This window comes from Kribbella sp. NPDC104740 (assembly GCF_055583505.1).
The window spans coordinates 1,297,795-1,320,242 of the sequence record NZ_JBVJNV010000002.1; the positions used below are offsets into that span (position 1 = coordinate 1,297,795).

The following is a 22,448-nucleotide window of genomic DNA, read 5'->3' on the forward strand; positions in this document are numbered from 1 at the left end:
CGCCCACCGCGCAGAAACGGCCCTCTAGGGCAGGTCTCCCCGTTCCCGCCGTAGCGAGCAGGTGCTCGGTGCGGTAGCTCGGAGTGCTGGAGGGAAGCCCTCGATGTTTTTCCATCGTGGGCTTTTCTCCAGTGCTCCGAGGTGCCGTGCCGAGTGCCGCGCAGTAGGCGGGAACGGGGAGACATGCCCTAGGCTCTCCCGGGTGAGTCTGCAGACCGTCACCGCCACCCGCTACGTGCTGCCGTTGCGCGAGGGCGGATCGCTGCCGGGTGTTGTCGAAGGCAACGATCTCGGGACCTACGTGCTGAAGTTCCACGGCGCCGGCCAGGGCCCGAAGGCGCTGGTCGCCGAGGTGATCGCCGGTGAGCTGTTCCGCCGGCTCGGCCTGCGGATCCCGGAGCTGAAGCTGTGCCACCTCGACCCCGCGATCGGCAAGTCCGAGCCGGACGAGGAGATCCAGGAGCTGCTGGTCCGCAGCGCCGGCCTGAACCTCGCGGTCGACTTCCTGCCCGGCTCGTTCGGCTACGACGGGTCCAGCGGTACGCCGGACGCCGCGACCCGGGCGCGGATCCTCTGGCTGGACGCGTTCATCGCCAACGTGGACCGCTCCTGGCGCAACCCCAACCTGCTCGTCTGGCACAAGGAACTCTGGTTGATCGACCACGGCGCGGCCCTGTACTTCCACCACTCCTGGATGTCGGCGGAGCGGTTCGCCGCGCTGCCGTACGACGCGAACGACCACGTCTTCCGCGACGACGCGGCCGCCGTACCGGCGATCGACGAGGCGCTGGCAGCCGAGATCACCACGGACCTGCTGACCCAGGTGATCGCGCTGGTCCCGGACGAGTGGATCGCCGAGGGCGACCGGGACCGGTACCTCGGGCACCTGACCGCGCGGCTGGCCGACCGGTCCGCGTGGCTCCCGGGCGGTGCGCGATGAGCACCCCCGAGCTGGGCGACCTGGTCCCCTTCGACTACGTGATCCTGCGCGCCGCACCGCGCATCCACCGCGGCGAGTTCGTGAACGTCGGCGCGGTGCTCTACTGCCGCGGGATGGACTTCCTCGGCGCCGCCTGGGACGTCGACCCGGCCCGGCTGCGCGCGCTCGACCCGGCCGTCGACGTCGACGTGGTCTGCGCGTCGCTGGAGCACATCCGGGCGATCTGCGCGGGCGACCCGGCCGGCGGTCCGGCCGCGCAGACGCGGATCGGCGAGCGCTTCCGCTGGCTCGCGGCACCGCGCAGTACGGTCGTCCACCCCGGCCCGATCCACAGCGGGCTGACCAGCAGTCCCGCCGCGGACCTGGACCGGTTGGTGGACGCCTTCGTCCGCTAGGACAGGGCGTTCGAAACGACCTCGCGGGCCTCGACGAACACCTCTTCCAGGTGCTCGGCGCCCTTGAACGACTCGCCGTAGATCTTGTAGAGGTCCTCGGTCCCCGACGGCCGGGCCGCGAACCACGCCGACTCGGTCGTCACCTTCAGCCCGCCGACCGCCGCGCCGTTGCCGGGCGCGCTGGTCAGCCGGTCGAGGATCGGCTCCCCGGCCAGCTCGGTCGCGGTCACCGCGTCGGCCGAGAGCGCGGCCAGCTTCGCCTTCTGCTCGCGGCTGGCCGGCGCGTCCACCCGCGAGTACGCCGAGGCGCCGAACCGGTCGACCAGCTTGGCGTGCGCCTGCGACGGGGTCTCGCCGGTGACCGCGGTGATCTCGCTGGCCAGCAGCGCGAGCAGGATCCCGTCCTTGTCGGTCGTCCACACGCTGCCGTCGAAGCGCAGGAAGCTCGCGCCGGCCGACTCCTCGCCGCCGAACCCGACCGACCCGTCGATCAGCCCCGGCACGAACCACTTGAAGCCGACCGGCACCTCCCACAGCCGCCGGCCCAGGTCCGCGACGACGCGGTCGATCAGGGACGACGAGACCAGCGTCTTGCCGACCGCGACGTCCGGACCCCACTGGCGGTTCGCGAACAGGTACGAGATCGCGGCGGCCAGGTAGTGGTTCGGGTTCATCAGCCCGGCGTCCGGCGTGACGATGCCGTGCCGGTCGGCGTCCGCGTCGTTGCCGGTGGCCAGGTCGTAGCGGTCCTTCTGCGCGACCAGCGAGGCCATCGCGTACGGCGAGGAGCAGTCCATCCGGATCTTGCCGTCGTGGTCGAGGGTCATGAACGACCAGGCCGGGTCGACCCGCGGGTTCACCACGGTCAGGTCGAGCCCGTGCCGCTCGCCGATCGCGGCCCAGTAGTCGACGCTGGCGCCGCCGAGCGGGTCGGCGCCGATCCGCAGCCCGGAGGCCCGGATCGCGTCCAGGTTGATCACCGACGGCAGGTCGTCGACGTAGTGGCCGAGGAAGTCGTAGCCGCCGGCCTGGCTCCGGGCCTGCTCGAACGGCGTACGGCGTACTTCGCGGTTGCCGCCGGCGATCAGTTCGTTGGCGCGAGCCGCGATCCAGCCGGTGGCGTCGGAGTCGGCCGGGCCGCCGTGCGGCGGGTTGTACTTGATGCCGCCGTCGCGCGGCGGGTTGTGCGAGGGGGTGATGACGATGCCGTCGGCACCGGCTCCGTCGCTGCGGTTGAGCCGCAGGATCGCGTGCGAGACCGCGGGTGTCGGGGTCAGCCGGTCGGCGCTGTCGACGAGGGTCTGGACGCCGTTGCCGGCCAGCACCTCGAGCACGGTGCGCCAGGCGGGCGTGGACAGGCCGTGGCTGTCGCGGCCGACCAGGAGCGGGCCGCTGGTGCCCTCACCGGCGCGGTACTCGCAGATGGCCTGCGTGATGGCCAGGATGTGGGCCTCGTTGAAGGCGCCGTCCAGGCTCGAGCCGCGGTGGCCCGACGTACCGAAGACGACCTTCTGGGCCGGGTTGTCGACGTCCGGGGTGATCCCGTCGTAGGCCGCGAGCATCGCGTCGACGTCGACGAGGTCCTCGGGCTGGGCGGGCTGACCTGCGCGTGGGTGCATGTGCACATGCAACAAGCCCGCGGCGCGGAGCACAACTCCACCCGCCCGTTGCCCAACTTCCGGTCAGGCGGGGAACGGCGTCAGGAGCTGGTCGACCGGCGCGAAGTCGTCAGTCAGCAGGGGTGCGTCGCCGACGAACCGGCGGACGGCGTCAGCGCCGCTCACCACGTCGGCGCGCTGACCGAGCCGGGTCTTCAGGGCGGCGATCGGCAGCTCCTGGTCGGACGCGACCAGCACGAAGTTGCCGCCCTGCTCGCCCTTCAGCGCCGCGCCGGTCGAGACCACCGCGACGTTCGCGAACTCCGCGGCGACGGTCCGGACCTCCGCCTTGAGGAAGCTCTGCGGCCCGAAGTCGATGATGTTGGCGACGTACAGGCCGCCCGGCCGGAGCACCCGGTGGACGTCGGCGACGATCTCGCGGGTGGTCAGGTGCCACGGCACGGCGACGCCGCCGAACGCGTCCATGATCACCAGATCGCGGCTGTCGGACGGCTCGGACCGGACGCCGAGCCGCCCGTCGCGGATCTGCAGGTCGAGCTCCGGCCCGGCCTGCGCGCCGAGCTCGGCCTTGTCCAGCGCGATCACGCCCGGATCGATCTCGTACACCTTGTTCTGGGTGCCCGGCCGGGTCGCGGTCAGCCAGCGCGGCATCGTCAGGCCGCCGCCGCCGACGTGCAGCGCGTCCAGCCGCTGACCGGCCGGGAAGGCGCTGTCGATCACGGCCGCGAAGTTCTTGATGTACTCGAACTGCAGGTACGTCGGGTCCTGCAGGTCGACGTACGAGTGCCGCAACTGGTCGAGGTACAGGATCCGGCCGCTGGCTCGGCTCGGGTCGGTCTCGATCCGCGCGCAGTGGTACGCCGTCTCGACCTCGCACGGCCGCGGCGCCACCAGCGTCAGCCCGGTGCCGATCAGCGCGAGCGCCAGCGGCTTGGCGGCGGCCTGGATGCCGCGCAGGAAGATCGTGAGCACCGCGCCGGTGACCACCAGCACCCCGCCGAGGCAGAGCACGATCACGCTCGTCGGCACCTTGGCGACGAACAGGAACCCGGTCAGCACCGTCCCGACGATCCCGCCCACGGTCGCGTACGCCGACAGCCGGCCGACCACCGTGCCGGTCTGCGTCAGCGTCGACAGCCGCAGCTTGGTCACCATCGGCGTCACCGCCGCCAGCAACGACGCCGGCACGAACATCGCGACCGCGACCGCGAGGAACACCGCGTTCTCGCCACCACCGCGAACCGCTTCGCCGGTCCACCGCACGACCGGCAGCACCAGCAGCACGAGCGCGCCGCCGAGCAGGACCATCGGGCCCAGCGTCCGCGTCGGCGACACCGAGTCGGCGAACCGTCCACCGAGCGCCGCGCCGGTCGCGATCGCCGCCAGCGCCACCCCGATGATCGCCGTGTTGGTCTCCAGCGTGAGCCCGAGGTACGGCGCGACCAGCCGCAACGAGACCAGCTCCAGCACCATCACCGCCGCCGAGCTCCCGAACGACATTCCGATGGCCAGCTTGTCGCCGATCCCGCGCACCCGGGTCTCAGTCTCACTCACCCGGGCCACCCTATCGACCTAGTCCACTTGGGCTGCCAACGTCTTGGGTGCGACTTGGCGGTAGGCATCTCGGACGAGCTCGCGCAGGTGCTTCCAGTCCACCGCGTCGACGTCGAGGTAGACGCCGACCCAGCCGCGGTGGCCGACGTACGGCGGTCGGAAGAAGTGCTCGGGGTCGGTGGTGAGCAGTTCCTCCTGCATGCCTTCGGCGGCCGCGCACCAGAAGCCGACGCGGTCGTCGTGGTGCTGGTTCGCGAACATCACGAACGTCTTCCTCTCCCGGATGAACCAGGTCGGCTCGCCGTGGCTGAGCCGCTCGGTCACCTCGGGCAGCTCAAGGCACAGGGCCCGGAGGCGTTCCAATCCGTCCATGGCGTGTGCCTTTCAGTGCTGCGGGCCCGGGGCGACGACACCGGCTTCGTACGCGTACACCACGGCTTGGGCGCGGTCTCTGAGGTCCAGCTTGGTCAAGATCCGGCTCACGTGCGACTTCACGGTCTGCTCGGCGAGCACGAGGTCGGTGGCGATCTCGCGGTTCGAGCGGCCCTTGGCGAGGAGTCGAAGGACGTCGGTTTCGCGCGGGGTCAGCTGAGCGTCCGGCACCGGCAGCACCGGCCGCGCCTTCGCGAAGTCCTCGACCAGCCGCCGCGTGATCGACGGCGCCAGCAACGCGTCGCCCGCGGCCACCACCCGGACGGCGTTCGCCAGCTCGTCCGGCGACGCGTGCTTGAGCAGGAACCCGCTCGCCCCCGCGCGGAGGGCGTCGTACACGTACTCGTCGAGATCGAAGGTGGTCAGGACGATGACTCTCGTCGCTGTCGTTGCGAGGATCTCGCGGGTTGCCGCGATGCCGTCGAGCACCGGCATCCGCACGTCCATCAGGATCACGTCCGGGCTGGTCCGCCGGGCGACCTCGATCGCCTCGGCGCCGTCGCCGGCCTGGGCGACGATCTCCAGATCCTCCTGCGCGCCCAGGAGCGCGCTGAAGCCGGCGCGGACGATCTCCTGGTCGTCCACGACCATCACCCTGATCACAACGGCATCGCCGCCTCCACCACGAACCCACCGTCCGGCGTGCTCTCCGCCCTCACGGTCCCATCCACCAGGCTCACCCGCTCCCGCATCCCCAGCAGCCCGTGCCCGGCGCCGCTGCTCGCCGCCTTGCTCCCCGCCGCGTTCGACACCGTCACCTGTAGCTCGTCCTGGTTCTTTCGTACGAGGACACTGATCGCCGCACCCGGCGCGTGCCGTACGGCGTTGCTGATCGCCTCCTGCACCACCCGGTACGCCGTCAGCCCGACTGCTGCGTCCACGCTCTCCGCTGTCAGCTCCAGGTCGATCGACGCGCCCGCCTGTCGAGCCCGCTCGACCAGACCTTCCAGATCCTCCAGCCCCGGCTGCGGCTCCAACTCCCCCGGCTCAGCCCGCAGCAACCGCAGCACGCGCCGCATCTCCGTCAGCGACGACCGCGCCTCCTCGGCGATCCCAGCGAACTCCGTCCGCACCTCCTCCGGCAGCTCCTGCAACCGGTGCGGCGCACTGTCCGCCCGTACGACGACCACCGACAGGTGGTGCGCCACGACGTCGTGCAGCTCCCGGGCGATGCGCGCCCGCTCCTGCCAGAGCGCCCGCTCGGCCCGCTCGGCCTCGGTCAGCTCCTCCTGCTCGACCAGCTGCTGCCGCGCCTCAGCCCTCTGCTCCACCAACTGCTGCCGCGACCACAGCAGCTCACCGATCACCACCGCGACCAGCGACAGCACCGCCATAGTCAGCAGCCCGACCCAGGACCCACGCTCTGGCGCCAGCAGCATCCCGGCGACGCCGGTGAGCTGCGTAGCGACCCACCAGCCCGCCACCACCTTCCTCGGCGCACCACGGGCCGCGACCACCGCCAGCACGATCGAGTGCCCGAACACACTCGTCACCGGCCACGGCCACGGCTCGTCGGCGGTCACCGGGGTGGAGACTGCAGCAGTCAGCGCTGACACGAGCAGCGAGCCGGACACGCTGACTGCTCCGCGATGCCAACCAGGACCGCCTGCCGACTGCGGCTGGAGCCAGGCCAGCGCGAGCGTCAGCGCCCGCGCAGCACCCAGCGCGAGCGCCGCACCGAGCGGCAGCCGGTAGTGCTGCCCCAGATCCATCGCCGTCAGCACCAGCAGCGCCGCCGTACCGGCACCAGCGACCCACTTCCAGCGGCCGCGTGGCCATCCCGTCATCTGGCGACCCTAGATCTGCCGCAGCCAGGAGACGAACAGCACCACTCCACCAGCGGCGATCAAGATCGTTGCCGGAAGCACCCACCAGCGCATCGCCGCGCCGTACAGGCCTCGGGTCACCGCGACATGCAGCGAGCAGATCCCGCGCAGCGCGAGCGGAATCAGCACGATCACTGGCACCGCCACGGCGGCATGCACAGCCCAGGCGCCGGCTCGTGTCGGCCCGCCCCATGTGCCCGGGGCGACCGGTCCGTGCTCGACGAAGCCGTAGAACGGGCCGCGCACGATGGCGATCACCCACATCACGAGCAGGAAGCAGCTGAGCAGCCCGAGCACGACGCTGAGTACGCCGTGCGCAGCGACCAGAACGCGGGAGGGGCGCCAGAGCCCGCGCAGGCCCGCAACGACCAGCGTCACGTCGTACCGGATACTCTGCGTGATCTTCGGCAGCACCGGCGTGGTCGTCAAGGTGTCCGTCATCGCGTTCTCCTCGGTCTCAGGTGGCGAGATCAACGCTAGAAATCCGCGCCGTTCCGCACATCCGGCCAGGGAGCGAAACCGGACCCGGTACCCCGGTACGGGGTGTGATGTGATCCAGGTCACAGTGACCACGGTCCGTGTCGCCGCGTTACACGAACAGTGCCGGTGGTAGCGGCAGTCCCACGCTCACGGCACCCGACAGGAGGTTCGCACCCATGCGCATTCGGAACCTGGCGGTGACCGTCACGCTGATCCCGGTCCTGATGCTCGCCGGTTGCGGCGCCGGCGAATCGGCCGATGTGGCCGCGTCGTCCCCCGGCGCCCAGAAGGCGTCCAAGCACACCGACATCCCGGCCGGAGCGGCCCAGCCGGAGGCCGCCGCCGGCTCCGACGACCCGGTCGTCGACGCCTACTACGACTACCGCGCCGCGCTCGACACGATGATGAAGAGCGGCGGCAAGGCGACCAAGCAGCTGGTCCCGGTGATGACCCCGCAGCTGTACAAGGCGTACAGCGCGCAGGCGAAGTTCTACCGCGCCCGCAAGCTGCGCAACACCGGCGCCACCAAGGTGATCTGGGCCAAGCGCACGGTCGCCGCGTCCGGCGTCATCGTCCGCGCCTGCTACGACACCAAGGCGGCCCGGACGGTCGACACCAAGGGCCGCAGCATGATGCCGGCCAAGTCGCCGACCCGCTGGGTCGACGAGATGCGCGTCGAGCAGCACAACGGCCGCTGGGTCGTCGACGGCGGCAGCACCACGCCGCAGAAGTGCTGACCCCCTGAACAACCTCCGGGCCTTGCCGGAGGAGAACCAGACTCCGGACCGCCGCCCTCGGGCACACCTCGCGACTCGGAGCCAGCCAACAGCGCGGAGAGCCCGGCTCTCCGCGCTGTCGGCTTGTCAGGCGAGTCCGAGCGCGCTGTTCCGGCCGATCAGGAAGTTCTTCGCGGGTTCGCCGGGTAGGTAGCCCCACGGGAACGACGTCAGGTTGCCGCCGATCTGCTCGAACACGTGAGCGGCGGCCGGCAGGTCGCCGCTCACACTGAACGCCAGCGCGAAGGTGTTCAGGTACACCGCCGAGCCCGGCCGGAACTGCGCCGCCGGATGCCAGATGGAGTACTCCGCGGCGGTCCACAGATCCCGCCGGACGTCCGCACGGCTGATGTACCGCGTCGCCGCCTCGCCTTCCCGATCCGTCATCACCTCGAGGTGCGCGACCGCGACGAGGGTGTGCAGCATGCTGCCGTCGGGGCTGCGACGGGCGGCGTCCTGGGCGAAGCTGTGCATCCACTGCTCGTTGCCCTGCCACTTGGCGCACAGGGTCTGCAGCCACTCCTCGTGCGCCTTCAGGTGCGTCGGCTGCCGTTCGATCGCCTGCCGGAACCGGAACTCGCCGTCCTCCAGCGGCAGCTGCAGCCCGCGGGCCGTCCGGACCAGGAACGCCCAGGCGGCGACCTCGTCCGGGTCGCGCGCGACCACGTCGTACAGGCAGGACTCGGCGATCCGGAGCCGCTCGAAGAACAGCCGGAACTGGTCGGCCTGCGTGTACTGCGCGCGGTAGCCGCCGCGCGCCTGCCACGCCCAGGCGACCGCGTGACAGCCCTGGACGAGCTGAGCGAGCGGGTCGTCGACAGCTCCGATCCAGTTCTGGACGCCGAACGCGGAACCCGCGGTGTCGAGCAGGAACGCGCGGTCGTCCGGATGCTCGGTGCGCTCGAGGATGCCGCGCGCGGTCGGCCAGTCGCGGGCGCTGAGCGCGTCGCAGAACGTGCGGGCGGCCGGATCGCCCATGCAGGGATCGATCTCAGGCAGCTGCTGCTGTGCGGACTCACGGCGGAGTCTCATGTGCGTGATCCTCCGTCGCGGCGGTGCTTGACGTAGCTGACCAGCCCGACGATCGCGCCCATCGCGACGAACTTCGACGCCTGCGTGGCGATCTCCTCCGTCGCGACCGCGAGCACCACGCCGAGGAGACAGAGCACCAAGAAGGGTGCCCACACGATCGGGCGGTTACCCCAGTACTGCACCTTGTCGCGGGTCCGCACCGAGCTCTTCGGGATCTCCTCCGGCGCCCGCTCGGGCAGCTGCACCCGCAACGGCCTGGCCACCGCCGAGTCGAGCAACGCAACAGCCTGCTGCCCCTTCTGCCACATCGTCGGCTCGACGGTCACCTGGTAGCCGTCCTGCCGGATCAGCAACCGCCCGCCGTCCGGGTAGGCGACCATCGCGGCCAGGTCGTCGTACTGCGCGGAGATCGCCGCATCCTCAGCCTGGCGGTGGATCTCGGTCCGCCCGACGGTCAGCTCCCCCTTCGCTACCGGACTTCCGACCGCCCGGAACCGCTGGCCGCTCGGCTGCCTGCCGGCAGCAGGAGGACCGTCCAGCCAAGTCAGCTGGGGACTACCGGCACCAGCTCGGTCGACAGAGACCAGCAGGTCGCGCCACAGCCCGTGGGCAGCCTGCCGGACGTCAGCGACAGTCACCGCCTCGGTCTCGGCAACCAGCTCGTCGGCGCTGGTCGTCACCGGGCGTCCGGTCAGCACATCCCGCGCAGCGAGGACCGGCAGCCACTCGTTGATCGGATGGGAGGTGTACTGGCGGACCTGCTGGTTCAGGTCGTCGCGCAGCTCGGTCGGGTCAGGCCCCCGGTCGCGGAGCCGGCGCAGCACCGCCGTGCTCTCGTCCACCACCGTCGGCACCGCCTCGGCGATGACATCCATCCCCGCGGTCAGCATGGCGTGATCAGCATCGACCGGCTCGTACGACGACCAGGCGCTGTAGCCGACACCCGCTCCGTGCCGCAGTCCTCGCTGCAGGTCCCGCTGCAGCGCCCGCAGCATCGTCGTCGCCGCGCTCGACCGAGCGATCGTCCCGGACAGCGCGATGGTGTTCTGGCGGCCGACGAACCCAGCGGGCGTCGGCTGGTCACAGGGCCGAGCAGGAGCCGGGAGGACTCGTGGGCCCGGCCTGAGCGGTAGCTCCAGCCCAACCGGAGGCGGTCCCGACAGCGCGAGTATCGCGTTGCCCTGTGCGTACGCCCTTCCGGCGAGCGCGCGGAGCCCGTCAGGCTCGGCGGTGTAGAGCCCCAGCTCGTCGTACCCGGCAAGGCCCGCGCCGCGGGCGCCGTACCGCCAGAGCATGTGGCCGCCGGTCAGGCCACCGCCGCCGCGGGACTCGCTCTCGGCCCGCAGTACGCGCCGCTCGTGCTCCAGGTCCGTGAAGTCCGGCTCGGCCAGCCAGCGGCAGACGTCGCGCAGGAACGCCACCACGTCCTCCGGCTCGCCCTCGACGTCGAAACTCGAGTAGAGCAGGCTGACGTGCCCGTTCACCGGCACCCGCACCGAGTCCCGCCCGTGCAGCGCCAGGTGCTCGAGCAGGTGCAGCCAGCCGCGCGTCGGCAGCGACTCGTCCACCATTCCGGCCCGGAACCACAAGCTGGCCCGCAGCACCCCGTCCCCCGGCGCCCAGTACACCGGTACGCCGTCCACCTCCGTCGACTGCAACACGTCGCCGCCCACCCCTGGACCCCCAGATCTCGACCAAATACCGGCTCATCTTGCCGGATGTCGAGACGCGGAGTCGCGGGATTTGCGGGATTGCAGCTTTTGACATCGTCCGGCGCGGGCCGGCGGACGTCGACGGGTCGCTAAAGCGGGTGACGGGACTCCTGGGCGATCAGCTCCTCGACGGCCGCGCGCAGCTCGGCATCCTGGTCCGGCCCGGACCAGACCACGATCCGCGCCTTGTCGCCGAGCTTGTCCGCGACCAGCTCGCGGGCCGGCGTCGGGTCGCCCTGGTTCAGCAGGACCACCAGGCGCCTGCCGTCGCGCTGCAACCGGTCGAGCAACGGCGGCAGCGTCGACCCGCGGAACAACCCCGGATCGCTCTTCACCTTCGTCTCGACCATCACGCCCCGCCCGCGCACCACCAGCAGGAAGTCGGCGCGGTCCCGCGCGAACTCGCGGTCGTGGTAGACCCGCGCCTTCGGCCACAGCCGCTGCAGCGCCTCGTCCACGTCGGCGTCGTACCGGGCCGCGAGCCGGCTGACCCGCGAGCTCGTCCCGCGCGGCCGGAACGACTCCGGCGTACGGCGTACCGGACGGCGGCGCCCGATCAGCGGCAGGAACCATCGGTAGAGCCTGGTGTCGATCATCGGCGGACCCCCTGGCCCTAGGTCGTCACTCACCGGGGAGTTTTCCAGAGCCCGGGAGCGGCAAAACCTTCCCGCCGGTGTCGACGGCCGATCGTGACCGCACTGCGACAAAAGACCGGGGCCGCCGACCAGCGGCGACCCCGGTGAGAACTGCTGCCGATCCGATCAGGCGTTCTTGATCGCCGAGACCTCGATCTCCAGGGTGACCTTCTCGCTGACCAGGACGCCGCCGCCCTCGAGGGCCGCGTTCCAGGTGACGTTCCAGTCCTTGCGGTTGATGGTGACCGCGCCGTCGAAGCCGACCCGGACGTTGCCGAACGGGTCGGTCGCCGTACCGGTGTACTCGAAGTCGATGGTGACCGGCTTGCTGATCGCCTTGATGGTCAGGTCGCCGGTGACGGCGAAGACGTCGTCGCTCTTCTGCTCGACCGAGGTGGAGACGAAGGTGATCTCCGGGTGCTCGTCCATCTCGAAGAAGTCGTTGCTGCGCAGGTGCTCGTCGCGCTGGCTGTTGCGGGTGTCGATGCTCTTGGCCTGGATCGTCACCTTGACGGAGGAGTTCGCCGGGTTCTCGCCGTCGATGTGGGCCGAGCCCTCCCACTCGTTGAACGAGCCGCGGACCTTGGTCACCATCGCGTGCCGGGCGACGAAGCCGGTACGGCTGTGCGCGGTGTCGATCGTGTAGTCGCCGGTCAGCGCGGCGTAGCCGGTCGTGCTCATAACTGGATCCTCCGAGGGCAGGTAGTTGAAGTTTGTACCGTTAGCGTGCCAGATCCAGGTTGATAAGTCCACCCCATGATGCGGCTGTCATCGAGCTGTGACGGACCGGTGTCCGGAATTTGAGTTGCCTCCGTCCTGGATCCGGGTTTGAGTTGGGGCTCGGTCCAGGTGAGGAGTACGTGGTGCAGGCGCTGAACGCGGACGAGATCCGGCGGTCGTTCGTCAACTCGTCCAAGAGCCAGGTGAAGGCGATCACGCTGCCGGCCGGGCTGACCGAGCTGCCCTGGGAGTCGCTGGACTTCCTCGGCTGGCGCGACGCCAAGGCGCCGGCCCGCGGGTACGTCGTCGTACCGCGCGGGGACGGCGTACTGGGGATCGCGCTCAACACCGCGGCCACCGGCAAGCCCCGGCGCGGGACCGGACTGTGCGACCTCTGCCACACCGCGCACCAGGTCAGCGACGTGTCCTTGTTCGCCGCCCGCCGGGCCGGCTCGGCCGGTCGCGCCGGCAACACCGTCGGCACCTACATCTGCGCCGACCTCGCCTGCTCGCTGTACCTGCGCGGGCTGCGCGACCCGGAAGTCCCGCAGGGCGAAACCGTCGGCCCGGAGGTCCGGATCGAGCGTCTGGAAAACCGGCTTGAGAGTTTCGTGTCGCGGGTACTGGCGTAGCGGCTGGAGCGGCAGAATCGGCTCCGGCAGACTGGACTCGGGGAACCAGGCTGGGATCAGGCCGGACAGGGAGAACGAGGTCGCGATGTCGGAGTTCAGAATCACCCACGAGATCCACGAGGTCCACCCGGACATCCGCGAGAAGCTCACCACCGCGACGATCGACGCGATCAACGAGTCGAGCGCCCGCTCCGCCGAGGACGCCGCGCTGGTCCTGCGCAACCGCCTCGGCGAGATCGGCGTCCACATGAGCCCCGAGGCCTGCCTGGCCGCGGTCGAACGCATCCGCTCCGGCAAGAGCCTGCGCTTCGAGATCGAACGCGAGGACCCGGAGGACTGACCACTCCGTACGCCGCCGGCTCTCCTGACCGGATGTACGTCGGCGTCGACCTCGCCTGGGGCCAACGCGGCGTCACCGGCCTCGCGGCCGTCGACTCCGCAGGTCGCCTTCTGGACGTCACCGTCCAGCAAACCGACGAGGACATCCTGGCCTGGCTGAACCACTGGACCGCCGGCCCGTGCTTCGTCGCGTTCGACGCCCCCGTCATCGTCCGCAACGCCACGGGCCACCGCCCGTGCGAACGCCTGATCTCCCAGTACTACGGCCGCTACGGCGCCTCCTGCCATGCGGCGAACACCACGAACCCCAGCTTCACCAACGGCTCCCGAGCGCTGCGCCTCATCGAGCACCTGGGCCTCGACCTCTCCCCCACCGCCGAACGCCGCGCCGCCGAGGTCTACCCCCACCCCGCGCTGGTCGTCCTCTTCGACCTCCCGCGAATCCTCCAGTACAAAGCAAAACCCGGCCGCGACTTCGCCCACCTCCACCAAGAGATGCTCCGCCTGGCCGCTTGCTTGGAGTCCCTGTCTGCGGCGACCCCGCCCCTGGTCCTGGACACCCCCACCTGGCACACCCTCCGCCAGTCCCTCACCACAGCCACCCGCAAGGCCGACCTCAAACGCGCCGAAGACGCCCTCGACAGCATCGTCTGCGCCTACATCGCCGCCTACGCGACAACCCACCCCGCGAAGGTCCGCGCGTTCGGCGCTCCGGACTCAGGCCAGATCCTCGCCCCGGTGACCCCAGCCCAAGCAGCCCGCTACGACGCTGCTGTCACCCCTTCAAATCATCTGCCCTCAGCAACGAAATCAACCCCAGCCCAATCTCCTGCAACGCCTCCGCCCCACCCTGCTCCCGATCAATCACACACAACGCTTCCCGAACCTCAGCCCCCAACCCCCGCAGATCCTGCGTAGACAACACGATCTGCCCACCACTCGTCACCACGTCCTCAACCACCAACACCCGCCGCCCCGCAACCTCAGCCCCCTCAGCCAACCGACACGTCCCGTACCGCTTGGCCTCCTTCCGCACAAACGCACACGGCAACCCGGTATGCCGCCCCAACGCCGTCACCACCGGAATCCCACCCATCTCCAACCCCGCCAGCACCTCAACCCCCTCCGGCACCAACGCAGCCATCGCCTCCCCCACCGCATCCAACAACACCGGATCCGCCTCGAACCGATACTTGTCGAAGTACCGATCAGTCGTCCGCCCCGACCGCAGAGTGAACTCCCCGGTCAGATACGAAGCCTGATAAATCCGCCGCCCCAGCTCAGCTTTGTCCACGCCAGAAACCCTAATTCACCGATCCCACACCACCCCGCCCACCACCACGCCCCGCCCACTCCCACCACGCCCCAGGCCTTCGCTCCCCTTCACGCACGGCGTACGCACACCCCACATAACCACCCCACAAGCACCCACCGCGGCGCCCAGCGACGGTCCCCGTCACCATCGGCTCGCCACGCCCCTCATGAGCGCTGGCCAGCTCCGCCGCCGCCGGCCGCGCGCCACTCCCCTCACCACCACGCCCCGCGCAGCCGCCCCGACTACCACCCACGCGATGAACGCCAACGCCGATCAAACACGGCGCGCACCCCGCCCAATCGCCTCCCCACCGACGCCCATCTCCACCACCGACGCGCAGGCTGCACTACAGAGAACGTCCGACAGCGTGGGAGTCGCCACGCCGACTGCTGCATCCACCGGCGGCTTGGCACCACACCCTCGCGACCGCCGGTCCACCGCGCCAACTCCCGCCTCACCACCACGCCCCGCGCACCCACCACACCGCCCGGCCGACACCGACGCCGACCACGCTGGGCGGCGCACCCCGCACAACCCCAAACACCCACATCAGCCCCAAGCGACGCCCCCATCACCGCCGGCCCACCACATCTCAGCATCGCCGGCTGCCGCGACCCGCTTCCCCTCACCACCAAGGCCGCCGCTGCCCCAACTCCCGCCGACACCGACGCCGATCACACAACGCGCGCATCCCGCACAGCCACCTCACCCGCCCCCACGGCAGCCCCAGCGACGACCCCATCGACCCACCGACGGCGAGCATCTCCTCGTCCGCGCCGGCGAACGCCCCGCCTCGGCGACGTCAGCTACGCCGGCAAGTTGTTGCAACGCCGACGGCCAGCCGAAGATCGTCTCGGGGGAGGCTGCCGGTGCAGCCACGGCGGGTCCTCCACGGCCGCCGACAGGCTCGGCAGCCGCCGGCGTACGAGCGCCCCCTCACCGACTCCATCGCCACCGGCGTACGGGCGCCCCCGCCTCACTCACAACCCCGAGCCAGCTCCCGCCCCTCGGGCGTCCCCTCACCCCGCCTTGCGTTCCTCCTCCGGCGGCAGCAGCTTCCGGAACGCCTCCACCCCGATGATCGGCACCCCCAGCTCCCGCGCCGCCCGCGCCTTCAGCGACAAGCTGTCCACATCCGCCGCCACCACGAACGTCGTCTCCGCTCGCACCGCCTCCTGCGGGCTGAACCCGGCCGCCACCGCCCGGTCCCACCAGACCTCGCGCGGCTCCACCATGTCACCGGTGAACACCAGCGTGCTCCCCGGCGGGAACCCACCCGCCCCAGGCCGCGCCGGTACGACGTACAACCCGTTGCTAGCAGCAACCAACGCCTCGTCCACATCCGAGGCCTGCCGCCCCAACATCGCCGCGACCCGATCCAGGTCCGCCCGCTGCTCGTCCGTCAGCCCGCCATCCAGCCAAACCGCCGCAGCCAGCTCCGCCAGGTACACCCCATGCATCCGGTCAACCTGCGACCGCGTCAGCCCCAGATCCGTCGCCACATGCACCAGCAGATCCGCCCCCGCCGCATCGATCTCCCGATCCGCCAGCAGCGTGTCCAGCACGCTCAAGTACGAGTCAGCCTGCGGCGGCTCCGACACCCGTGGCAACTGATCGACGAGTCGACTCATCCACCCGTGCCGCCCACCCGCGTGCACCGGCCGCACCGTCGGCTCCCGATGCGTCCCCGGCAGCACCGGCCACGGCAGCGACCGAATCTCCTCGTACGCCCACTGCCAAGGCGGCGGCGACGGAAACGACTGCAGATACCGCCCGAACAACTCCGCCGTGGCCCGAGTGTCAGCCAGCGCCGAATGCCAACCCTCCAAGGCGATCCCGGCCGCAGCGCAACAAGCCCCCAGCGTCCGCCGCGAGCCCGGAAACAGATACCCCGCGAGCGCCATCGTGCACATCGACCGCTCGGTGATCAGCGGCACCTCATGCCCCAACCGAGCGAACTCCGCCCGCAGGAATCCCAGATCGAATTCGACGTTGTGCCCCACCACCATCCGCCCCGCCAGCAGCTCCCCCAGCCGAGCCGCGACATCGACGAACTCCGGCGCGGCCAGCACGTCGGCGGTGAGAATCCCGTGAATGTGCTGCGGCCCCAGATCACGCTGCGGGTTGAGCAGCGTCACCCACTCGTCCTCGAACCGTCCCTGCGCGTCCAGCAGCACGACGGCGATCTCGATCACCCGGTGCTGGTGCCCGGGCAGCAGGCCGGTCGTCTCGGTGTCGATGACGGCATACATCGGCGACGCCTCCTCCGGATCGGTCCGTGGTTTCCAGCTGCGACCAGCCAATCACAGCCCACCGACAATTCCTGACGCCGCGAACTACCGCGGTACGTCGACCGCGATCTCCTCGCCGAGCGTCGCCCCGAGCCCGAGGTCCAGGTCGTCGCCGCTCCAGAACCGTCCCGGGTCGTACCAGTTCGGCCGGCGCCCGCCCGGCAGCAGCCCCATCTCCTCGTACGTCAGCGCCACCACCTCCGCGCAGTACGCCGTCTCGAGCACCAGCTCACGGTCCCCGCGCCGGAACGCCGGCACCCGGCCGCGGATCCACCGCGACGCCAGCCGCGCCGTCGACGGGAACGGCGTACCGTCCAGGCGCGCGACGACCCGCAGTACGGCGTCCTCCATCTCCTTGCCGACCTCGTGGTCCAGCTGCCGCAGCCAGGCCCGCTGGCCGTACTTGTGCGCCCACGTGGTCACCGCGTCGCGCAGGTCGTGCAGCTGGACGCCGCGCTGGTGGTTGCCGGTCCAGACGTCGGGCAGCGACCGGCCGAGCTCGGCGTGCCACATCAGCGGCGGCAGGTCCTCGATGACGATCGCCATGCCGACATGGTTGACCGGGCTGTTGGTGGTCAGCTGGATCGCCCGGTCGGCCGCGGACTCCCCGCGGAACAGCCAAATGTCACCTGTTCGTGTCAGTTCCGTAGCGTCGTCCAGCGTTATCCGGGTCTCCACGTCGCTAGGTTAGTGCTCATGAAGGTATGGAAGGTGCTCGGAGTCGCCGGACTGGTGGGTGTCGCGGCGACCGGTGTGGTGATCGCACGGGGCGAGCGCAAGCGTCGCTCCTACACCCCCGAAGAGGTTCGGGACCGGCTGAAGGCCCGCGTCAAGGAAGCGGCCAACGCCTAAAGGTTGTGCAGGGCAACATCTTCCAGACGGCCCGAGGTGATCGTGGCCGTCTGGTAGGTGCAGTACGGCTGGCTGCGCCGATCCGTCGGCGAACCTGGGTTGAGCAGCCGCAGCCCGCGCGGTGACGTCGTGTCCCACGGGATATGGCTGTGCCCGAACACCAGCACGTCGACGTCCGGGTAAGCCTTCTCCGCGCGCAGCTCGCGCCCCTGCTTGCCACCAGTCTCGTGTACGACGGCCAGCCGCACCCCGTCGAGCGTCTCCCGGGCGACCTCCGGCAGCCGCTTGCGCAGCTCCGGTCCGTCGTTGTTCCCCCAGCAACCGATCAGCCGCTCGGCGCGCTCGCTGAGCTCGTCGAGCAGCTCCACGTTCACCCAGTCGCCGGCGTGGATCACCACGTCGGCGGCGTCGACCGCGTCCCAGACCGGCTGCGGCAGCTTCTTCGCCCGGACCGGCAGGTGGGTGTCGGAGATCAGCAGCAGCTTCATGTCCTCAGTCTCTGCCGAGCTGCGCGATCAGTTCGCGCTCCCGCGCCGGGCTGAGCCCAGCCTTGCGCTCCCGGTCGAGTCCCAGCTCCTGCTCCCACGCCAGCGTGTCCCGAAGGACCTCCTCCCGCGACCGGTGCTGCAGACCGGCCTGAGCCGCCGCCTCGCCGCTGCGGTTCGACCAGCCCTCGTAGCCCGGCTCAGTGAGCCACATGGCCAGTGAGTCGGGTCCCATGTACTGCTCGACCTTCTGCTCCTCCAGCCACTCCCTGGAGGCCAGCACCACAGGGCCGGTGTGACCACCGATAGCCCGCGCTGCCTCGATCCACTCGCCGAACGGCACCACTGGTCCCACAGTGTCGAACGTCCCGGTCACACCCTGCTCAGCACAGTCCAGCAACCAGGAGGCCAGGTCCCGTACGTCGATGATGGAGGTGGCGAGCTCTGGCGTGTCAGGTACCAGCAACGGCTCCTGCGGCGCCCTGGCCGCCCTGGCGACCCATGCGCCGCCCCGGTCGCTCCGGTCGCCCGGTCCGCCGATCAGGCCGGCCCGGGCGATCACCAGGCGGTCCCCGACAGCAGCTGTCGAGGCCTGCTCGCAGGCGACCTTCGCTTCGCCGTACTGGTCGCGGTCGGCAGTCAGCGCCTCGGTGGGCTCACGCAGCGCGGCTGACTCGTCAGCGCCCGGCGTACTGAAGTCGGCGTACACGTTGCCGGTCGACACGTACGTCCAGTGCTTCGCCCGTACGCCGAACGCCTCCAGCGCCTCCTTCACGAAGCCCGGCTGCCACGACACCTCGAACACCGCGTCCCACTGCTGCTCCGGTACGCCGTCGTACGCGCCGGGCCGGCTCCTGTCGGCTGTGACGAGCGTGGCGCCGTCCACCACGCCGCCGCTCTCGCCGCGCGCCACACAGGTGACCGCATGTCCGCGGGCCAGTGCCTGCGCCGAGATCTCGCGCCCTAGAAAGGCCGTGCCGCCCAGTACCAGAATCTGCATGCCTCACAGCCAAGCAGCTCGCTGCGGCGTTTCCCACTGCCTCTGCTGACAGCAGAGAGCGTCCTGCCGCCAGCAGCCAGTCACCACGGCGTACGGGGTCTTGCGGAGCACCTGGTCGCGGCGCACTGTCAGCAGAAGAGGCCAACACCAAGGGGGATGCCATGACCGGCTTCGTGCAGTTCATCGAGTACCGGACGTCGCGGCAGCAGGAGATCGCCGCACTGATGAGCGACTTCCGCGAGAAGCGGCAGGCCGCGGCCGACGGGCCCAGCCCGACCAGAGCGATGTCGTGCGCCGACCGCGACGAGGAGGGCAGGTACTGCGCGGTGATCGAGTTCGCGTCGTACGAGGAGGCGATGGAGAACTCCAACCGCTCCGACACCGGCGAGTTCGCGGCCACCCTGGCCGAGCTCTGCGACGGCCCGCCGACCTTTCGCAACTTCGACCGGCAGGACGTGGAGGAGTACCAGCCCTGACGTAGCGAGCGGGCCGGCACCGGAGGGAGTTCGGTGCCCGGCCCGCTCGGCGGGAGGACCAGGTCCGCGGCGCCGGACCCGGTCGTGGTCAGGGTGGTTATCTGGTCAGCCCACGCTGCCCCGTCGTACTCAGCCCGTTGTCCATGAACTCGGAGAACAGGCCCTTGCCGGGAGAGAACCCGGAACGCTCCGCGGGGAACACCGGCCCGGCCGAGCCGTGCTCAGCGGGGAAGATCGGCCTGGTCGCCCGCCGCCCCGAGCCTTCGCTGCTCCCCGGTTCCTGCGCCTCGCTGTCGCCGCCTGACTGCTCCGGCTGGCTGTCGCCGCGCGGTACCTTCGCCCGGCCGTCGCAGCCCGGCTCCTTCGTCCGGCCGTCGCAGCCCGGCTCCTTCGTCCGGCTGTCGTCGCCGGGTTCCGCCGCGCGGCTGCCGCCTCCCGGCGGGTTCAAGCTCGGCCCCGGCCCCTCGTCCTCCGCCTCCGGCGCCGGATGCAACTCCGGCCACGGCTGCGGCGGCAGATCCTCCCGTCGCAGTACCTCCGGATCAGGCCCAGGATCAGGATCCAGCCACTCCACCTCGGTAGCCCCGCCATGCCCGTGGATCGCGATCACCGACTCGATCCCGTCCCAAACGGTGGTCGTCGGGTAGTCGCCGTACCACCGCAAGGCAACAGCCCCGTCGGTGAACTGCACCCCTTCGGCAACCGCCCCAGTCCCACTCACCCCCGACACGTCCTCGTGCCGCATCAACCGAAACCGGCGAGATCTCATTTCGGCGCGACCTCCCACAACCGCTCCCCCGGCAACGGCCGCCCGGTCCCCGGGTCCCCCGCCGCCACCGGCTCACTGGTCACCCGAAGCCCCGCGAACCGCCGCGACATCGCCGCCGCGTACCGATCCGCCAACTCCGCCTCAGCGCAGTAGTCCGCGACCGCATGCTCCCCGAACCAGACCCGCACCCGCCGCCGCTGCGGCCCCGCATGGTCCCCGCCCATCAGTGCACCCGACGCAAAACCAGGAGGCCCACCAACCGGCCCCGTGACCTACCCACCAGCGACATCGACTCGCACATCACGTCATCACTTCCACTTCCTGTGGGGATGGGTTCACAGATAGTGACGACCCCATCACCACTTCATGACGCGACTTCCGAGATTCTTTTTCAGCCCACCCTCGACAGGCTCACCGGACGCCTGCAGGCGCAGTTCATCTCCACTGCCGCAGCACCTCCTCCACCGAGATCCCACTTCCCAGCTCGACACTCCGCATCGAACCCGGTTCGATCAGATGCACACCGGCCTCCCCCGGCACGACAACCGACACGAACCACACCGCGAACTCCGCAGCCCCCTCGAGGTGAGCCGGCTCGAGCGTCACCGCCTGCCCGGTCCCGCTCAGCGCGATTCCCAGCTCTTCGCTCTCCCCATCAGCTGGGATCAGCGCCTCGAGAGCCATGCTCGACCCCTCGACAGCGCCCAGCTCGACCCGTACTGCGGGCCAACGCTCACGCAGCGCGACCGCGAACTGCTCCGCGCCGACCCGCCACTGCGGCTCGTCCATCGGTGCCACCAGAAAATCGCTCATGCGCCGTCCTCGTCTTCGACTGTGACCGTGCCCGGGACGTCCAGGTCCGCCATCCGATCCTGAAAGTACCGGGCCGCCAGCAGGTCGTTGGTGATGATCTCCAGGCCTTCCACAGGCGTGTCGGCGTCTTTGATCACCTCCCGGTACTTCATCAGCATGTGATCGTTCTTCTCCTCCGCGATCTTGCGCAGGAACGGCGGCAAGGTGTCGGGGCGGTAGAACGACTTCTCCGACTCGGGTGCCACGTACTTCGCGTCCTGCGCTCTTCGCAGCAACGCGTCCAGGCCGTCGGCCCAGACCGCACGAGGTAGTCGATCGTCACGCGTCAGCCTGAACTCCACCGGGCCGCAGTACCGCCGCTGAAACTCCATCTCCGGTCCCGAGCCGACGATGGGTCTGACCCGGCCGCTCTCGGCCAGTCGCGCCCGGTACTCCTCGAAGCCCGTGACCGCCTGCAGGTCGTCATCCGAAGTCCCGACCTCCGGGACCTTGATCTCGGGCATCGACTGATCAGGCTGATCGATTCCGCTGCTGGGCGGCTCGACGCCGAGGTCCGGAAGCTCGATGTCGACGATCACCGGCTGGGCCGGCTCCTCGCCGTACTCGAAGCTCGCCGTCACCCGATCCACCGCGATCACCAGCTCAGCCCGCTCCCACGCCTGCTCCCCCGCCGCAGTCATCGCCTCCAGAAGCTCCCGCGCCGCCTCCCCCAGATCAACCGAGATCTCGTACTCCGGCTCCTCAGGCTCCTCATCCTCTTCCGACGAGTCCGAGTCCGAGGACTCCTTCGCAGCAGCCCGCAGCTCCCCCTTCGGGTCGACCACGATCTCGACCTCGAGCTCCTCCTCCGGCTGCTCCTTCTCGCGCTCCTCGGCGTCCTTCTCCTGCCGCTTCCGCAGCTTCTCGAACGCCTTCCGCGCCACCCGCACGACCGGCGGCTCCCCCTCCTCCGGTGCCTCCAACGGCTTGAACCGCGCAGTCAGCCGCCGAGTCCGCCCGAACACATCCCGCTCAGCGACATCGTCGCCCCCGCCAGTCGCCTTGTTCCGATCCGCAGAACCCTCATCCGGCCGCGACGACGACCGCCTCTCTCCCACCAGCCGCTCAGCCCACGCCCGCGCCTTCGGCGGCGCCATCGACAGGTAGTGCGCCGCCGCCTCACAAGCCCGAGCCGCAGCGTCCAGCTGCTGCGCAGCAACGGTCGCCTGCCCCTGCGACGCCACGATGGCCAGTGCAGCGTTCTCCCGGCACCGGTCCGCCGTCCGCTGCAGGTGCTGCACCACCTGCGGCACCTCGTCCAGGCACTCGACCAGTCCCCGGGCCACCCGCTGCAGATCAGACGGCACGCGCTGAGA

The 22,448-nt window shown here is 70.3% G+C and carries 26 protein-coding genes and 1 pseudogene; 8 read left to right on the forward strand and 19 right to left on the reverse strand.

Features of this window, described 5'->3' with window-relative positions; all coding sequences use genetic code 11:
• The first annotated feature begins 202 nt into the window (after positions 1-202).
• Together ACZ6Z4_RS15580 and ACZ6Z4_RS15585 are read left to right on the forward strand one after the other, a co-directional pair.
• The gene (locus tag ACZ6Z4_RS15580; RefSeq protein WP_465563417.1) at positions 203-940 is read left to right on the forward strand and encodes a HipA family kinase; all 738 of its coding nucleotides are present in this window, start codon (positions 203-205) and stop codon (positions 938-940) included.
• Positions 937-1,335 carry a DUF3037 domain-containing protein gene (locus ACZ6Z4_RS15585; protein ID WP_363668317.1) on the forward strand — a complete coding sequence of 133 codons (399 nt, stop codon included), beginning with the start codon at positions 937-939 and terminating at the stop codon, positions 1,333-1,335. The genes ACZ6Z4_RS15580 and ACZ6Z4_RS15585 overlap by 4 nt, the downstream gene beginning before the upstream one ends.
• On the opposite strand, the gene pgm is transcribed toward ACZ6Z4_RS15585, so the two are convergent.
• The 6 genes from pgm to ACZ6Z4_RS15615 all read right to left on the reverse strand — a co-directional run bounded on the left by pgm (position 1,332) and on the right by ACZ6Z4_RS15615 (position 7,207).
• The gene (pgm, locus tag ACZ6Z4_RS15590) at positions 1,332-2,954 is read right to left on the reverse strand and encodes a phosphoglucomutase (alpha-D-glucose-1,6-bisphosphate-dependent) (protein ID WP_465563421.1); all 1,623 of its coding nucleotides are present in this window, start codon (positions 2,952-2,954) and stop codon (positions 1,332-1,334) included. The two genes, ACZ6Z4_RS15585 and pgm, sit on opposite strands and share 4 nt — an antisense overlap.
• A gap of 63 nt (positions 2,955-3,017) precedes the next feature.
• Positions 3,018-4,508 (reverse strand): fused MFS/spermidine synthase, encoded by a 1,491-nt coding sequence (locus ACZ6Z4_RS15595; RefSeq protein ID WP_465563423.1) that lies wholly within the window; start codon positions 4,506-4,508, stop codon positions 3,018-3,020.
• An 18-nt stretch (positions 4,509-4,526) separates the two neighbouring features.
• Positions 4,527-4,880 (reverse strand): MmcQ/YjbR family DNA-binding protein, encoded by a 354-nt coding sequence (locus tag ACZ6Z4_RS15600; RefSeq protein ID WP_465563426.1) that lies wholly within the window; start codon positions 4,878-4,880, stop codon positions 4,527-4,529.
• 12 nt (positions 4,881-4,892) lie between these two features.
• On the reverse strand, positions 4,893-5,531 hold the full coding sequence (locus ACZ6Z4_RS15605) for a response regulator (RefSeq protein ID WP_465563429.1): 639 nt from the start codon (positions 5,529-5,531) through the stop codon (positions 4,893-4,895).
• An 8-nt stretch (positions 5,532-5,539) separates the two neighbouring features.
• A complete protein-coding gene (locus ACZ6Z4_RS15610) occupies positions 5,540-6,727 on the reverse strand; it encodes a sensor histidine kinase (RefSeq protein WP_465563432.1) in 1,188 nt (395 codons plus the stop codon).
• A gap of 9 nt (positions 6,728-6,736) precedes the next feature.
• Entirely contained in the window at positions 6,737-7,207 is a 471-nt protein-coding gene (locus tag ACZ6Z4_RS15615; protein WP_465563434.1) for a hypothetical protein, read from the reverse strand.
• A gap of 215 nt (positions 7,208-7,422) precedes the next feature.
• Here ACZ6Z4_RS15615 and ACZ6Z4_RS15620 point away from each other — a divergent pair, with 215 nt between their 5' ends.
• A complete protein-coding gene (locus ACZ6Z4_RS15620) occupies positions 7,423-7,983 on the forward strand; it encodes a hypothetical protein (RefSeq protein ID WP_465563439.1) in 561 nt (186 codons plus the stop codon).
• Positions 7,984-8,109: 126 nt separating this feature from the next.
• Here the strand turns inward: ACZ6Z4_RS15620 and ACZ6Z4_RS15625 are convergent, their stop codons facing one another.
• From ACZ6Z4_RS15625 to ACZ6Z4_RS15640, 4 genes are all read right to left on the reverse strand, one after another.
• Positions 8,110-9,054, reverse strand: coding sequence for a hypothetical protein (locus ACZ6Z4_RS15625; RefSeq protein ID WP_465563441.1), 945 nt, complete (start codon positions 9,052-9,054; stop codon positions 8,110-8,112).
• Complete coding sequence (locus ACZ6Z4_RS15630; RefSeq protein ID WP_465563448.1) at positions 9,051-10,715, reverse strand: peptidase M16 family protein; 1,665 nt, start codon at positions 10,713-10,715, stop codon at positions 9,051-9,053. The genes ACZ6Z4_RS15625 and ACZ6Z4_RS15630 overlap by 4 nt, the downstream gene beginning before the upstream one ends.
• Positions 10,716-10,855: 140 nt before the next feature.
• The gene (locus ACZ6Z4_RS15635; RefSeq protein WP_465563451.1) at positions 10,856-11,362 is read right to left on the reverse strand and encodes a hypothetical protein; all 507 of its coding nucleotides are present in this window, start codon (positions 11,360-11,362) and stop codon (positions 10,856-10,858) included.
• Between the two features lie 165 nt (positions 11,363-11,527).
• A complete protein-coding gene (locus tag ACZ6Z4_RS15640) occupies positions 11,528-12,082 on the reverse strand; it encodes a YceI family protein (protein WP_465563454.1) in 555 nt (184 codons plus the stop codon).
• Between the two features lie 182 nt (positions 12,083-12,264).
• Here ACZ6Z4_RS15640 and ACZ6Z4_RS15645 point away from each other — a divergent pair, with 182 nt between their 5' ends.
• The 3 genes from ACZ6Z4_RS15645 to ACZ6Z4_RS15655 all read left to right on the forward strand — a co-directional run bounded on the left by ACZ6Z4_RS15645 (position 12,265) and on the right by ACZ6Z4_RS15655 (position 14,010).
• The gene (locus ACZ6Z4_RS15645) at positions 12,265-12,753 is read left to right on the forward strand and encodes an FBP domain-containing protein (RefSeq protein ID WP_363668293.1); all 489 of its coding nucleotides are present in this window, start codon (positions 12,265-12,267) and stop codon (positions 12,751-12,753) included.
• Between the two features lie 85 nt (positions 12,754-12,838).
• Positions 12,839-13,093 carry a hypothetical protein gene (locus ACZ6Z4_RS15650; RefSeq protein ID WP_363668291.1) on the forward strand — a complete coding sequence of 85 codons (255 nt, stop codon included), beginning with the start codon at positions 12,839-12,841 and terminating at the stop codon, positions 13,091-13,093.
• Between the two features lie 32 nt (positions 13,094-13,125).
• Positions 13,126-14,010 carry a DUF429 domain-containing protein gene (locus ACZ6Z4_RS15655; protein WP_465563459.1) on the forward strand — a complete coding sequence of 295 codons (885 nt, stop codon included), beginning with the start codon at positions 13,126-13,128 and terminating at the stop codon, positions 14,008-14,010.
• On the opposite strand, the pseudogene pyrE reads toward ACZ6Z4_RS15655, so the two are convergent.
• From pyrE to ACZ6Z4_RS15670, 3 genes and pseudogenes are all read right to left on the reverse strand, one after another.
• Positions 13,937-14,386, reverse strand: a pseudogene (gene pyrE / locus ACZ6Z4_RS15660) (orotate phosphoribosyltransferase); the annotation flags it as partial. The gene ACZ6Z4_RS15655 and the pseudogene pyrE sit on opposite strands and share 74 nt — an antisense overlap.
• Before the next feature lie 1,040 nt (positions 14,387-15,426).
• The gene (locus tag ACZ6Z4_RS15665; protein WP_465563462.1) at positions 15,427-16,659 is read right to left on the reverse strand and encodes an exonuclease domain-containing protein; all 1,233 of its coding nucleotides are present in this window, start codon (positions 16,657-16,659) and stop codon (positions 15,427-15,429) included.
• An 84-nt stretch (positions 16,660-16,743) separates the two neighbouring features.
• Positions 16,744-17,376, reverse strand: coding sequence for a hypothetical protein (locus ACZ6Z4_RS15670; protein ID WP_363668285.1), 633 nt, complete (start codon positions 17,374-17,376; stop codon positions 16,744-16,746).
• An 18-nt stretch (positions 17,377-17,394) separates the two neighbouring features.
• Here ACZ6Z4_RS15670 and ACZ6Z4_RS15675 point away from each other — a divergent pair, with 18 nt between their 5' ends.
• Positions 17,395-17,550, forward strand: coding sequence for a hypothetical protein (locus ACZ6Z4_RS15675; protein ID WP_344182890.1), 156 nt, complete (start codon positions 17,395-17,397; stop codon positions 17,548-17,550).
• Here ACZ6Z4_RS15675 and ACZ6Z4_RS15680 read toward each other — a convergent pair.
• Together ACZ6Z4_RS15680 and ACZ6Z4_RS15685 are read right to left on the reverse strand one after the other, a co-directional pair.
• Positions 17,547-18,038, reverse strand: a complete 492-nt coding sequence (locus tag ACZ6Z4_RS15680) for a metallophosphoesterase family protein (protein WP_465563466.1) — start codon at positions 18,036-18,038, stop codon at positions 17,547-17,549. The genes ACZ6Z4_RS15675 and ACZ6Z4_RS15680 overlap by 4 nt on opposite strands.
• A gap of 4 nt (positions 18,039-18,042) precedes the next feature.
• The gene (locus tag ACZ6Z4_RS15685) at positions 18,043-19,035 is read right to left on the reverse strand and encodes an NAD-dependent epimerase/dehydratase family protein (RefSeq protein WP_465563470.1); all 993 of its coding nucleotides are present in this window, start codon (positions 19,033-19,035) and stop codon (positions 18,043-18,045) included.
• Positions 19,036-19,196: 161 nt separating this feature from the next.
• Here ACZ6Z4_RS15685 and ACZ6Z4_RS15690 point away from each other — a divergent pair, with 161 nt between their 5' ends.
• Positions 19,197-19,511, forward strand: a complete 315-nt coding sequence (locus tag ACZ6Z4_RS15690; RefSeq protein ID WP_465563476.1) for a hypothetical protein — start codon at positions 19,197-19,199, stop codon at positions 19,509-19,511.
• Positions 19,512-19,608: 97 nt separating this feature from the next.
• On the opposite strand, the gene ACZ6Z4_RS15695 is transcribed toward ACZ6Z4_RS15690, so the two are convergent.
• The 4 genes from ACZ6Z4_RS15695 to ACZ6Z4_RS15710 all read right to left on the reverse strand — a co-directional run bounded on the left by ACZ6Z4_RS15695 (position 19,609) and on the right by ACZ6Z4_RS15710 (position 22,439).
• Positions 19,609-20,232, reverse strand: coding sequence for a hypothetical protein (locus ACZ6Z4_RS15695; protein ID WP_465563479.1), 624 nt, complete (start codon positions 20,230-20,232; stop codon positions 19,609-19,611).
• A gap of 44 nt (positions 20,233-20,276) precedes the next feature.
• A complete protein-coding gene (locus ACZ6Z4_RS15700; protein WP_363668276.1) occupies positions 20,277-20,504 on the reverse strand; it encodes a hypothetical protein in 228 nt (75 codons plus the stop codon).
• 211 nt (positions 20,505-20,715) lie between these two features.
• Positions 20,716-21,093, reverse strand: a complete 378-nt coding sequence (locus ACZ6Z4_RS15705) for a hypothetical protein (RefSeq protein ID WP_465563484.1) — start codon at positions 21,091-21,093, stop codon at positions 20,716-20,718.
• Positions 21,090-22,439: a restriction endonuclease fold toxin-2 domain-containing protein gene (locus ACZ6Z4_RS15710; RefSeq protein WP_465563487.1), complete on the reverse strand. Its 1,350-nt coding sequence runs from the start codon at positions 22,437-22,439 to the stop codon at positions 21,090-21,092. The genes ACZ6Z4_RS15705 and ACZ6Z4_RS15710 overlap by 4 nt, the downstream gene beginning before the upstream one ends.
• Positions 22,440-22,448: the final 9 nt, after the last annotated feature.